Annotated in this window: 13 protein-coding genes; 10 read left to right on the top strand and 3 right to left on the bottom strand. The window is 42.0% G+C overall.

Going from position 1 to position 11,694, the window contains the following annotated elements; genetic code table 11:
* Positions 1-118: 118 nt before the first annotated feature.
* The gene (locus MHN81_RS17115; protein ID WP_239426294.1) at positions 119-883 is read right to left on the bottom strand and encodes a hypothetical protein; all 765 of its coding nucleotides are present in this window, start codon (positions 881-883) and stop codon (positions 119-121) included.
* Positions 884-1,622: 739 nt separating this feature from the next.
* Here MHN81_RS17115 and MHN81_RS17110 point away from each other — a divergent pair.
* Both MHN81_RS17110 and MHN81_RS17105 read left to right on the top strand, forming a co-directional pair.
* Positions 1,623-2,189 (top strand): YceI family protein, encoded by a 567-nt coding sequence (locus MHN81_RS17110; protein ID WP_023397721.1) that lies wholly within the window; start codon positions 1,623-1,625, stop codon positions 2,187-2,189.
* Positions 2,179-2,718: a DUF1285 domain-containing protein gene (locus tag MHN81_RS17105; RefSeq protein ID WP_239426293.1), complete on the top strand. Its 540-nt coding sequence runs from the start codon at positions 2,179-2,181 to the stop codon at positions 2,716-2,718. Before MHN81_RS17110 ends, MHN81_RS17105 begins: the two co-directional genes overlap by 11 nt.
* Here the strand turns inward: MHN81_RS17105 and yihA are convergent.
* Positions 2,715-3,359 (bottom strand): ribosome biogenesis GTP-binding protein YihA/YsxC, encoded by a 645-nt coding sequence (gene yihA, locus MHN81_RS17100; RefSeq protein ID WP_023397723.1) that lies wholly within the window; start codon positions 3,357-3,359, stop codon positions 2,715-2,717. The two genes, MHN81_RS17105 and yihA, sit on opposite strands and share 4 nt — an antisense overlap.
* 351 nt (positions 3,360-3,710) lie before the next feature.
* On the opposite strand from yihA, the gene MHN81_RS17095 reads away from it, so the two are divergent.
* The 4 genes from MHN81_RS17095 to MHN81_RS17080 all read left to right on the top strand — a co-directional run bounded on the left by MHN81_RS17095 (position 3,711) and on the right by MHN81_RS17080 (position 6,747).
* Positions 3,711-4,343, top strand: coding sequence for a c-type cytochrome (locus tag MHN81_RS17095; RefSeq protein WP_023397724.1), 633 nt, complete (start codon positions 3,711-3,713; stop codon positions 4,341-4,343).
* A 636-nt stretch (positions 4,344-4,979) separates the two neighbouring features.
* Positions 4,980-5,660 carry a class I SAM-dependent methyltransferase gene (locus MHN81_RS17090; RefSeq protein ID WP_036975103.1) on the top strand — a complete coding sequence of 227 codons (681 nt, stop codon included), beginning with the start codon at positions 4,980-4,982 and terminating at the stop codon, positions 5,658-5,660.
* Positions 5,657-6,235, top strand: coding sequence for a Der GTPase-activating protein YihI (gene yihI, locus MHN81_RS17085; RefSeq protein WP_023397726.1), 579 nt, complete (start codon positions 5,657-5,659; stop codon positions 6,233-6,235). Before MHN81_RS17090 ends, yihI begins: the two co-directional genes overlap by 4 nt.
* Entirely contained in the window at positions 6,232-6,747 is a 516-nt protein-coding gene (locus tag MHN81_RS17080) for a DUF2489 domain-containing protein (RefSeq protein WP_023397727.1), read from the top strand. The genes yihI and MHN81_RS17080 overlap by 4 nt, the downstream gene beginning before the upstream one ends.
* A gap of 54 nt (positions 6,748-6,801) precedes the next feature.
* Here the strand turns inward: MHN81_RS17080 and MHN81_RS17075 are convergent, their stop codons facing one another.
* Complete coding sequence (locus MHN81_RS17075; RefSeq protein WP_023397728.1) at positions 6,802-6,954, bottom strand: hypothetical protein; 153 nt, start codon at positions 6,952-6,954, stop codon at positions 6,802-6,804.
* Positions 6,955-7,240: 286 nt separating this feature from the next.
* Here MHN81_RS17075 and MHN81_RS17070 point away from each other — a divergent pair, with 286 nt between their 5' ends.
* The 4 genes from MHN81_RS17070 (at position 7,241) to astA (ending at position 11,693) form a co-directional block, all read left to right on the top strand.
* Positions 7,241-7,822, top strand: a complete 582-nt coding sequence (locus MHN81_RS17070) for an aminodeoxychorismate/anthranilate synthase component II (protein ID WP_023397729.1) — start codon at positions 7,241-7,243, stop codon at positions 7,820-7,822.
* A 45-nt stretch (positions 7,823-7,867) separates the two neighbouring features.
* Positions 7,868-9,043 (top strand): HDOD domain-containing protein, encoded by a 1,176-nt coding sequence (locus tag MHN81_RS17065; RefSeq protein ID WP_239426292.1) that lies wholly within the window; start codon positions 7,868-7,870, stop codon positions 9,041-9,043.
* Between the two features lie 323 nt (positions 9,044-9,366).
* Positions 9,367-10,578, top strand: a complete 1,212-nt coding sequence (locus tag MHN81_RS17060) for an aspartate aminotransferase family protein (protein WP_023397731.1) — start codon at positions 9,367-9,369, stop codon at positions 10,576-10,578.
* A gap of 86 nt (positions 10,579-10,664) precedes the next feature.
* On the top strand, positions 10,665-11,693 hold the full coding sequence (gene astA / locus MHN81_RS17055) for an arginine N-succinyltransferase (protein ID WP_023397732.1): 1,029 nt from the start codon (positions 10,665-10,667) through the stop codon (positions 11,691-11,693).
* Position 11,694 lies beyond the last annotated feature (1 nt).

The raw sequence follows: 11,694 nt of genomic DNA, 5'->3' as shown, positions 1-11,694 counted from the left end.
TGGGCAAACCATGCTCTAATTACTTTACCTTATCACTATTGATTCCATAGGCTGTAGATTCATAGCGAGCCAATCACGAAATTAAACAAATTTTCAAGTTACGTTCAAAACGTATGGATTAAGCCTGCTTAAATCTATATGCCTTCCTGACACTTTCTGGTTGTTCATGCATCAATGTCCGTTTCATGTCAGAAAAGCTTGGAATTTCTGCGTTGTCTATTTTATCCATAATAATTTTTAGCTCGTCAGAAATGTGCAATGTGCTTGCAGAGATAGACAATTCATTGAGTTTGTATATTTCAGACACGGCTGGATGGAACTTAGCGTCTGACAACCGTTTGTTTACCCTATAAGGGATCTGCCACCAAATATAAGTTTTCTCTGGGATTAGATTGAAACTTTCTCCAGGTCGGTCCTTGACTCCTTTAGCATCTGCAGTACCAAAGTCGATGGCTTTCCATTGGCCATTTTTACCTATTCCTACATTTGAGGCTTTGATATCGTTATGGTAAATACCGCTTTTAATTAATCTTCTTCTAATGATATAGAGGTCTCTGGCGAGATTTACTTCCGAGTCGAGCACCTCATAAGGGTTGGTTGAATAAACTGCTGGGTTTGCTGGCTGTGAAAGTAGTGATGTGAGTGTGGTCACTTTTTCCATCAATATTCCAGTTTTAGTGTAATAATTTCCAGTTTTGTGTGCCCAATAATCCAATGGACGTTCTTCAGATTTAGTCTTTTCTGGTTGTCGCGTGACGGGAGAAATTTCTCCATAAGCGAACGGCTGGGCGACATGGTTTTTACTTTTTTGCCAAGCTTGACGCTGTGCTGTGTATTCATAGTCACCGACGCTTTTGCGTCCGTAACTGAATGTTTTTAGCACCTTTCCATCTAAACTAGTGTCATAAATCTTTCCGAAATTCACTGAATCGATAAGTTTGGTGAGGGTAAATCTGTACTGGGACCCTTCAATTTGAAGGTCATCTGACTGTGATTTAGCTTGGTTATCTGTGTTGTGGTGTTTGTGGTCGGGTGTTTCATTTTATGTTTGCACGCCTGCCTCCAGCTCATATTCGATTAATTTGGTACAATTTACGGTGCCCTCACCATTAAAGTCGCATCTGTTCAGTTAATGTGATGTCATGTTTTTCAAGTTGTCTCTATTTATTCATTTTTAGGGCAGGAAACTGTCAATGAACTTGGCCAAGCTAAAATGCCGCTATGTCCCGAATTTACTGGGCTTGTGTAAAGCTAACGTAAAAAGTATCACTCGTTTGTTTAAAAACTATCAAATTGGCTCGTTATTTGCTTTGTGCTGTTTATTTCTAGATGGCTATTTGCTACAGTTCGCGCCGTCCTCATCCTGTAGGACATCCTGTTGATGATGTATCTCTCGAAAGAGGATACTGTGTATTGATAGCTTCTCCCCAGATTGCTATAACGGCTCGTAAAAGGTTTATACGAGCCGATTTTTCTCTCTCACTTGATATCATCCGTATCTCAGACAGCTTTGTGTCTCGCTACCGTGTAATTTACTAAGCGCTACTCCATTTGACACCATCCTAACTCTCTTCATATTTATTTGTTAAGATGTGAGAAACTTTTACATACAGGAATACGTCATGCTTAAGCCTCTATTGATCGGTAGCTTATGTTTTATGTCTCAAGCCGTGTCTGCTTGGCAATTAAATAATGAACTGAGTGATCTGAGTTTTACTTCAATCAAACTGAATAGCATTGCTGAAAATCACCATTTTACTTCGCTATCGGGCCAAATTAGCGATGCAGGTAAACTTAAAATCGCTATTGACCTGAGTAGCATAGAGTCTTTGATCCCGATCAGAAATGAGCGCATGAAAAAGGTGCTGTTTGAGGTCTCAGAATATAAAGCGGCAACTATTGAAACGGATCTAACACCGTGGTTACCTCAACTGAAAGACGGCATGCAGATTATAAAAGCTCTGCCTGTTACGCTTAACTTACATGGTAAAAATTTAGTATTGAAGCTGGACCTAGTTGTCAACAAGCTGGGCAAAACAATGCATGTATCTTCTCAGCGCGCTGTGTTGATCAACAGCCGTGATTTTGATCTCGAAGGTGGCGTAGAAGCTCTGCGTAAATTAGCGGGCCTAAGTCATATTTCGCAAGCTGTACCAGTTACATTTAATTTGGTATTCAATGACCAGTAAACTTGCGCAGCTATTAGCACACTATGTTTCATCACACTCACCAACGGAGCGCTGGCAAGCTGGTGAGTGTGGTGTGGGTGAGTTTTCAATTGACACGAGTGGACGCTGGTATCATCAGGGGGATGAAATAAAGCGGCTTGCTTTGGTAAAGCTGTTTGCCAGTGTTTTATGTCGTGAAGATGGAACGTATCGGTTAAAGACACCCTCTGAAACTTGTCCTGTCTCTGTTGATGCGAGCCCGTTTGTTATTGTTGCTTGGCATGAATGCCAAATAGCTGCTCAATATGGGGTTGCGCCGACGATAATATGTGAAGATAACTTAGGGCGATTTTGGCCAATTTGCGATACTTTTCCTCTATATTTAGACGATTATAAAGGGCAGCAGATCCCACACTTGAAGCTAAATTATGGCTTACATGCGCGTATAGATCGCAATGTATTTTATCAATGGATAGAGATAGCAGAGCTCAGTGAGCAAAATGACATGATGCTATTGCGCTCTGCTGGTAAGACGTTCGAATTGAGTTAGTTCGTTTGTGCGTCTTCGTCAGTTTCTTCTTTAACGTATGGCCCTAAAAACCAATCATCTAACTGCCAAGCGAGCTCTTTCAAACCAAGCCCTTTCAGTGATGAAAATGCGTGTACGGTAATATCACCATCAAGTTCCGATAGTGCTTTGCGTACCTGTAAGACTTCCGCTTTTCGTTTACCTTGCTTTAGTTTGTCGGCTTTGGTGAGTAGCGCAAGTACGGGGATATTACTGCCAACAGCCCAATTGATTAGATCCATATCTAAGTCTTTCATAGGGTGGCGGATATCCATCAGTACAACAATACCTTTTAAGCTTTGGCGCTTTTGTAAGTATTCACCTAATGATTTTTGCCATTTCTTTTTCATCTCAATAGGCACTTTTGCAAAGCCGTAACCTGGCAAGTCAATAAGCCTTCTTTCTTCATCGAGTGCAAAAGTATTAATCAGCTGGGTGCGGCCAGGTGTTTTACTGGTGCGAGCGAGTTTTTGGTCTGTCAGAGCATTTAATGCGCTGGACTTGCCTGCGTTAGAACGCCCTGCAAATGCGACCTCTATGCCACTGTCTGCGGGAAGGCGGGAAATATCAGGTGCACTGGTTATGAAAGTAGCGCGATTATATGGCATACGAGATTTTAACACTCTAACTCCTAGACGGATTAATTGATTCTTTTGTTCATACGTATTTTATTACATCTGTCACACAATGCAAAAGTAGAGAAAGTCGACAATTTTTAGCTGCGTCAATAGAATTTCTGAACTAAGTTTAATCTATGTCAATTACCTATAAAATTTGTGGTTTTATAATGGCCGCAAAGCATGGCGGGGCTTTTTTATTGTCTAGAATGTAAAAGTTGCAACGTAAAACAAAAACATTGAGCGTCACTTAATTCACTTAAGTCAATGTACATAGAATAGCATTTGCCCAGTGTCGTGAAATTTAGCGTATTTCTATTGGGTTGATAGTTACAGGGTCGGAACAGAGAATTTACCATGAAAAAAATAGCATTATCTTTAACTATGCTACTAAGTACGTTGTCATTTAACAACGCAGTAGCATTCGATGGGGACGCCGAGGCTGGTAAGGCAAAAGCGGCAACATGTGCAGCGTGTCATGGACCAAATGGCAATGCTCCTGTAACTATGTACCCAAAAATAGCAGGTCAGCACGCTGACTATATTTATAAACAGCTCAAAGAATTTAAGCTTGGCATGACGTCGGGTGGTGCTGAGGGTCGCATGGAACCGGTGATGAGTGGCATGGCTATGCCGTTGTCAGACCAGGACATGAAGGATTTGTCAGCTTACTTTGCCGCTATGCCTATGAGTGCAGGGACCACGCCAGAAAGTGTAGTTACAGAAGGACAAAAGCTTTACCGGGCAGGTGACGCTGAGCGTGGCATTCCATCTTGTATGGCATGTCATGGCCCCAGAGGGAATGGCACGTCGTTGGCAAAATTCCCAAAAATTTCCTTCCAGCATCCTGAATACATAAAAGCGCAACTAGAAAAGTTTCGTGATGGCTCTCGTGAGAACGATGCCAACGGAATGATGAGAGATATTGCAGCGAAATTAACAGACAAAGACATTGAGATTTTATCTAAATATCTAGGCGGCTTGCACTAAAGTCGTATTTGATTTTACGCGACGTCGCGTAGACTTTTAGTATCGAAAAAGGCAGCGTAATCGTTGCCTTTTTTTGATCTGTGCGCTGTGAGATATTTCTCACTTTGTGTGTAAGATAGTGACGTTCCTAAATTGTAGGACTTAACGCAAATTGAATTTGTTTTTTTGTGTAAGTCTATGTATTTAATTTGTTTTTATTTTAACGGCTGTTGCTAAGGTAATAATTTTGTTATTGATTAGTTGTAACTGTTTAAAATAAGCGTAGATTAATCCCTGTCGTCGAGACAATACAAAAACAGGGACAATTCGAAACGGAAGCGTAGACGGCATATATTATGTGTTCATTTGAATACAACCTAACAAGGATGATTACAAAAGCGTTAGGAAGACCGAAAAGAAAAAAAGCAATGGAAGTTTGATAACAAAAACAATATGGAAAGTCTCACGGAAGTACAATAAAAACAAAATGGAAGATAAATAATAAGAAAAATAAAGACTAAAAGTCGAAGGGAGAAGTGTCCGGATTGTGACGCTCAGATTAGCAGGCGGTAGAGAGTAATCTCTGCCGTCTTTTTATTTGTACACTTTTTAATTGCTGTTACAATACTCCTTTTAAGTACGTTTGGTTCATCACCTTTGCAAAATCCACAAAAGCTCCAATGTGGCCTCTGTGAGTCAGAGTTGCTCGAACATTATCACCAAGACAAGTTTCGCGATTACTGGCAGTGCCAGCAATGTAAATTAGTCTGTGTGGCGGCCTGTGACAGATTATCTCCTCAAGAAGAAAAAGCCATTTATGACAGTCATGAAAACGACTTAGATGATACGGGGTACCGCCGATTTTTATCGCGTGTGTTTGAGCCCGTTAACTCGCGTTTGCAAGGCCATCAACATGGGCTTGATTTTGGGTGTGGTCCGGGGCCTCTGTTGGCAAAGATGTTTGAAGAGGTTGGGCATTCAGTCGCACTGTATGATTTATACTATGCTGACAACCCAGAAGTGTTGCAGCGACAGTATGATTTTATTACGTGTACAGAAGTGATAGAGCATGTTGGGCACCCTAAGGCTGTGCTGACGCAGTTATTGGCAATGTTAAAGCCCGGCGCTCCACTTGCATTGATGACCAAACTAGTAATAGATCCGAAACGTTTTGCATCTTGGCATTACAAGAATGACCAAACACATATCTCATTTTTTAGTCGCGAAACGTTTGAATATATAGCAAAGCAATTTAGCACCAAGCTCGAGTTTATTGGCAATGACGTGATCATTCTAAGTAAGCAAGAGGTGGCAAAAGTAGATGGTAGAGAAGCATGACTAGAAAGAAAAAATCACGCAAGTTAGGTGAAAACGGCACACCGAGATTAAGTAAGGAAAAGCTTCATGAATTACGCGCTATGAAAGAGCAGCGTATTAAAAAGAACAAAGGAAATAAAGCGGGCTCGAGAAATGCCCAAGAAGCCAAAATTGAGATCAAGTCGCAGGCTGGATCACAGAAAGATCCGCGTGCAGGCAGCAAGAAAAAGATTGCGTTAATACCTGAGGCCGCTCAGCCGCAGACTGAGCCGCAATTGAAGCGACACCTGACACCACAAGTATCGCTCACTAAAGCAAAAGAACCGGAGCTGACCCTTGAGCAAGAGTTGCAACAGCTTGAAAACGATGAACGCCTGATGAAACTACTTGAACGTCATGAACGTGGAGAGTTATTAACAGGCAAAGATGCAAAGTTCTTTAACCGTGCCATTGCACGTCATCAAGAGTTGTGTGAGATCCTTGGCATTGATGATGAGTTTGAAGAAGAAGATATGATCGAAGCTGATCCATTAGCGGATTTTGTCAGTAATGATCTGGCAGATGAGTGGTTAAGTGATGATGAGGATGAGCGATGAGCACAATGTGGGTAGTCGCATTAGTCGTCGGTGCTTTAATTGTTGCGGGTTTGGCATTTTATGCCGGTAAGCTGCTGTGGCAACTCAAAGTTCAGAATGACACGATTGCTAAATTGAAAGAAGAGCAAGCGCAAAAGCTTGAACAGTCTAGGCAAGAGCGAAATGGCAAGTTGGCGGATAGCATTAACCTAATCGCCAAAGCCATGAAGCAAAAGCAGTGCGAATATTCTGAGGGGTGTTTGCGGGTTTGGGTCCTGATCTCTCAATACAGTTTTGACTCAGAGGTGGTACTAGAAAAAGTCTACCCTGGGGTGTACGAAATGTATGACGAAGTGAAGGAAATGCCTACACACGATGCGCGTAAAAAGTACTCGAAAAAAGAGATTTTTAAAATGGATACGCAGCGCTGGCGCGCAGAGGAGCGACTTGAAGCGCAAATTCTGCAAGATTGCGATAAACTGCTTGAGGAGTTCAAAGCGTTACCAGGTAGTGAAAACGTAGTTTTTCAATAAAGCTGTGTGGAATAAAGCTGGGTCGCGGTAGTGTGGGCCCAGCTTTATGCTTATTTATGCTGTTTTACAAGTTACATCCTGGCCTGCGGAGAAGTCATTGTCTGGAGACTTAAATGCGCCACCGGCAACGAGTTGGGTTTTTTGAGCGTTGATGGCCTGATTTTCAGATAAGTTTTTGATGCATTTCTTTTTGATTGTGAATTTCATTTCTTTTTCCTTATAGTTGTATGCACCGCTTAACTATTTTCGTTTTTTCCTTATTTGTCCAGTGGTCATATGTAACAGGTTGTGTGTCACTATTGCATAAAAGTGATAATTGAGATGAGTGCACTCAGAGGTTTTGCCAGTGGTTTGACAAAATGTGTTACTATGCCCGCCTTATGTAGCTATTGCCTAGCTGTCTACCTTTATTAAGAGCGTGACAGAGGGGTAGGTTGGATATTGATGTAGTATGCACAATGGTGAGTCTTAAAAGTTTAGAGGTAAACGCTGAATGTTATTAATGATAGACAACTATGACTCGTTCACATTTAACCTCGTTCAGTATTTTCAAAAGTTAGATCAAGACGTTTTGGTCAAGCGAAATGATGAAATATCTATTTCGCAAATTAGGCAACTTAATCCCGATCACATTGTGATATCACCTGGGCCGTGCAGTCCTGATGAAGCCGGTGTTTCTTTGCAGGTTGTACAACAATTACAAGGGCACTTCCCGATTTTAGGTGTGTGCTTGGGTCATCAAACGATTGCACAAGCTTTAGGTGCACGCGTACATCGAGCGAAATCAGTGATGCACGGAAAAGTGTCGCGAATTTATCATGCAGATAAAGGTATGTTTGCAGGCCTGCCTAGCCACTTTAATGTATGTAGATATCACTCTCTTGCGGTAGATGCTGCGACTTTACCCAGTACATTACAAGTGACTGCCTGGACCCAAACAGAACAAGGGAAACTAGATGAAATTATGGGCTTATGCCATACTGAGCTTGCATTGGAAGGTGTGCAATTCCACCCAGAGGCAATCTTAACTGAGTATGGATTAAGACTACTTGATAACTTTATTGCTCGCTTCTAACCTTTAAAGAGCTTTCTTTTAATATACCGAAAAAGACTATAATTGATGACACAAGATATTAGGCAGTCACACATTGCTAAAGCAATCGCTCAGCGTGCACATGACGTTCTAATTAGCCATAACTTTGCTCAACAGCAGATAGGTTATATTCACACATTTGACATGAACTTTGGTGAGTCTATTCCACAGCGAACAATGCTTGAAGTAGAGCTCGCGGCTGCGGCAAAACGTCAAGAAAAAAGCACCAGTCATCACAAGTACATTGCAAAAGCGAGTAATCATTTACACCAAGTTATTGAAAGTGGAATAGAGACTCAATTAAGCGACTTAGATTCTATCTATACCGATGTTGTTGGCGTGCAAGATGCGGTTCCAACCGTATTGGATATTCTTGCGGTTAAATCTGCATCAGTTGGTCGTTTGGAACCTCTGGTCAATGATTTGTCATGGTTGGGAAGAGACTTAGTATCGCTGGTCAATTTGCCGCAATATCGCAAAGTAAACAGTAAAGGCACGTCGGTTAAAGTCGATACACCCGCATTGGCCTTGCGCTATTTGGGTCTGGAAAACTTGCAAATGGTGATCCCAACGTTTGCCGTGCGTCACTGGATGCCACATTCAACTGAGCCCTTCCCATTATTAAAAAGAAAGCTAAGAGACGTGAGCATGGCCAGCGCGATAGCAGCCAAAGCTCTTGCCCCACTCTATGATGTCAAAGAGCAGCACGCCTTTACTTTGGGGATGTTACTTGATCTGGGCAAAATTGCATTGACCCGTCTATACCTTCGGACGTTTGAACGTGTTTGGCAGGCAAAGGTAAAGATTGCCAGAGATAAAAATCAAAAAGATTTGCACACAGCGCTATTGGAGCTAGGACCAGATCCCCTGTTTTTGAGAAACTTACTGTTAGAGCATGCGGCGGTTGTATCTCAGCGATTGATCGAGCAAATGTCGTTTAAGTACTTACCTTTTAATGCTGCCATGTCAGAGTTCGCGCAAAGTTATTTGCCTGACGTGAATAATAATACAGCTGAATTGTTACCTTTAACGCAGGTATTGAAAAAAGCGTATGGGTATGCGCAATACCAACTTTTAAAAGACAGTCATTTAATTGAACCAGATGAAGCAAAAGATTGGTTCATCTATCTCAATTTAACCGATAAAGAAGAAAAATTGTTGGAAAAAACGTCTCTACAGAGCCTTCAGCTGACAATTTTGTAAAAAAACTGGAAATTTTTTCACGCTTATTCATTCATTCGCCCCATCGCAAAGGATCGACTAAAATCCTTGTATGATGGGGGCGTATCCAATCATGTCGCTAATAGTTATTCACTGTTCATGAAAAAATATACTAAAGCCTTGAATATCAAGGCTTACAGGAATGTTTTATATGAGACATACCGGTATTTTTTTGGAATAATGTGCGTATGAAATTTGCGCCAATTTGGGTAAATTCGGATCTTTTACAGTATTGCTTAAGGTGATTTCGTGTAATGCCGGCCACTCAAATTTCAGTGCTGAACTCGCTAAAATGAGGAATTAAAATGACTATTAATCGTGAATTATTCGATCAAGTAATGGTACCTAACTATTCACCTTCTGCTGTTATCCCTGTGAAAGGTGAAGGTTCTCGCGTATGGGACCAAGAAGGTCGTGAATACATCGATTTTGCAGGTGGTATCGCTGTAAACTGTTTGGGTCACTGTCACCCTGCACTTGTCTCTGCACTTAAAGAGCAAGGCGAAAAAATCTGGCACTTATCTAATGTCATGACCAATGAACCTGCACTAAGACTGGCAAAGAAGCTAACTGATGCGACATTTGCTGACAAAGTTTACTTTGCGAACTCAGGTGCTGAAGCGAACGAAGCAGCTCTGAAACTAGCTCGTCGTTGGGCGCTTGATAAATTCAACGCTGAAAAGTCTCAAATCATTGCCTTTAATAAAGGTTTCCACGGTCGTACTTTCTTCACTGTAACTGTGGGTGGTCAAGCGGCATATTCAGATGGTTTTGGTCCAAAACCTGGCGATATCGTACACTGTGACTACAACGACCTAGCTGCGTTTGAAGCGCTAATCTCTGACAACACATGTGCTGTGATGATGGAACCGCTACAAGGTGAAGGTGGTATCGTTTCTCCTGAAGCTGAATTTGTGAAAGGTGTACGCGAACTTTGTGACAAACACAATGCGTTACTGATTTTTGACGAAGTACAGACAGGTGTAGGCCGTACAGGAGAGCTTTATGCATACCAAGGTCTTGGTGTTACACCAGATATCCTAACAACTGCAAAAGCACTGGGTGGTGGTTTCCCAATTGGTGGTATGATCACAACTACAGAGATTGCGCAGCACCTTAAGATTGGTACTCACGGCTCAACTTATGGCGGTAACCCGCTGGCGTGTGCTGTGGCTGAAGCTGCATTTGATACAGTTAATACACCTGAAGTGTTGAATGGCGTGAAAGAAAAAGAAGCGTTATTCCGTGAGCTGTTGACAGCGATCAATGATAAGTACCAAGTGTTCTCTGAGATCCGTGGTAAAGGTCTATTGATTGGTGGTGTGGTAACAGAGAAGTATGCAGGTAAGGCTAAAGAGTTCTTAACTGAGGGTGTTAAAGAAGGCGTTATGTCACTGGTTGCTGGTGCAAACGTGGTTCGTTTTACACCATCTCTAGTGGTGCCAGAAGCAGATATCCGTGAGGGTATGGCTCGCTTCGAAAGAGCGGTTGCTCGCGTTGTAGAAAACAACGCATAAGTTGTCGCGCAAACCATAGCGATAACCAACGTGGCGTTCTGTTGAGCGCCACCTGTCTAAAGGTTTACTGAGGAGTAAGCGGGCTCATGATGATCCTTCGCCCAATCCAAAAAAGCGATTATCCAGCGCTTTTGAACATTGCCCAAGAGTCGGGGCATGGTTTTACTTCATTACCTCTAAATGAAGAGTTGTTACAAAACAAGATTGAACGTTCAATGACGTCTTTCAGTAAAGAAACAGATGTGCCATTTGATGAAGGGTATCTGTTCGTGCTTGAAGATTCAGAAACGGGAGAGGTTGTAGGCACCAGTGCAATTGAAGCTGCAGTGGGGCTGGACGACGCGTTTTACCACTATCATTTGAGTAAAGTTATCCATTCTTCTCGCACTTTAAATGTTTATAAAGCAGTGGATATTCTAACGCTGTGTAATGACTACACCGGTGCGACAGAGCTATGTACTCTATTTTTGAAAGATAAGTACCGCAAAGGCTTAAATGGTAAGCTTTTGTCCAAGTCACGTTTTATGTTTATAAATCAGCATAAATCACGATTTGCGGAAACAGTCATTGCTGAAATGCGTGGTGTATCGGATGAGAATGGCAGTAGCCCATTTTGGAAGTGGTTAGAAGAGCACTTCTTTTCGATGGATTTTCCAACCGCAGATTACCTGACTGGCATTGGTCAGAAAGTATTTATCGCAGAGTTGATGCCAAAGTATCCTATCTATGTCAACCTGCTGAGTGAAGAAGCTCAAGCTGTTGTTGGTGAAGTACACGATAATACACGTCCTGCGATTGAGCTTTTGAAAGGTGAAGGTTTTACTTTCAATGGCTATGTCGATATTTTCGATGCAGGCCCTACAGTTGAAGCGAAAGTTGACAATATTCGTACTATTCGTGCAACGCAATTTTTCAAAGTGTGCATTTCCAAAGAAGGAACAGAGCACACAAATGGTTCCCCAGTACTTATTGCTAATGATAAACTTGCAGGCTATCGTGCTACGGCAGTTGAGCTTGAAGTGCCTCAGGGCGGTGACGAAATCACCATCTCGGCAGAATTGGCAAATGCGCTTCAGGTAGCTGAAGGCGACACTGTTAGCATCGCAACTCTTTAAT

This window comes from Pseudoalteromonas sp. Of7M-16 (genome assembly GCF_022347805.1).
GTDB classification, from domain to species: domain Bacteria; phylum Pseudomonadota; class Gammaproteobacteria; order Enterobacterales; family Alteromonadaceae; genus Pseudoalteromonas; species Pseudoalteromonas luteoviolacea_F.
Note: the sequence above shows the minus strand (reverse complement) of the source record. Positions and strands in the feature narration are given on the sequence as shown.

What these genes read in the sequence shown, in the direction of transcription:
- MHN81_RS17065 (WP_239426292.1), top strand. Translation starts at nt 7,868, where the DNA reads ATGACACAAGATATTAGGCAGTCACACATTGCTAAAGCAATCGCTCAG.
- astA (WP_023397732.1), top strand. Translation starts at nt 10,665, where the DNA reads ATGATGATCCTTCGCCCAATCCAAAAAAGCGATTATCCAGCGCTTTTG.
- MHN81_RS17080 (WP_023397727.1), top strand. Translation starts at nt 6,232, where the DNA reads ATGAGCACAATGTGGGTAGTCGCATTAGTCGTCGGTGCTTTAATTGTT.
- MHN81_RS17060 (WP_023397731.1), top strand. Translation starts at nt 9,367, where the DNA reads ATGACTATTAATCGTGAATTATTCGATCAAGTAATGGTACCTAACTAT.
- MHN81_RS17095 (WP_023397724.1), top strand. Translation starts at nt 3,711, where the DNA reads ATGAAAAAAATAGCATTATCTTTAACTATGCTACTAAGTACGTTGTCA.
- yihI (WP_023397726.1), top strand. Translation starts at nt 5,657, where the DNA reads ATGACTAGAAAGAAAAAATCACGCAAGTTAGGTGAAAACGGCACACCG.
- MHN81_RS17070 (WP_023397729.1), top strand. Translation starts at nt 7,241, where the DNA reads ATGTTATTAATGATAGACAACTATGACTCGTTCACATTTAACCTCGTT.
- MHN81_RS17110 (WP_023397721.1), top strand. Translation starts at nt 1,623, where the DNA reads ATGCTTAAGCCTCTATTGATCGGTAGCTTATGTTTTATGTCTCAAGCC.
- MHN81_RS17075 (WP_023397728.1), bottom strand. Translation starts at nt 6,954, where the DNA reads ATGAAATTCACAATCAAAAAGAAATGCATCAAAAACTTATCTGAAAAT.
- MHN81_RS17105 (WP_239426293.1), top strand. Translation starts at nt 2,179, where the DNA reads ATGACCAGTAAACTTGCGCAGCTATTAGCACACTATGTTTCATCACAC.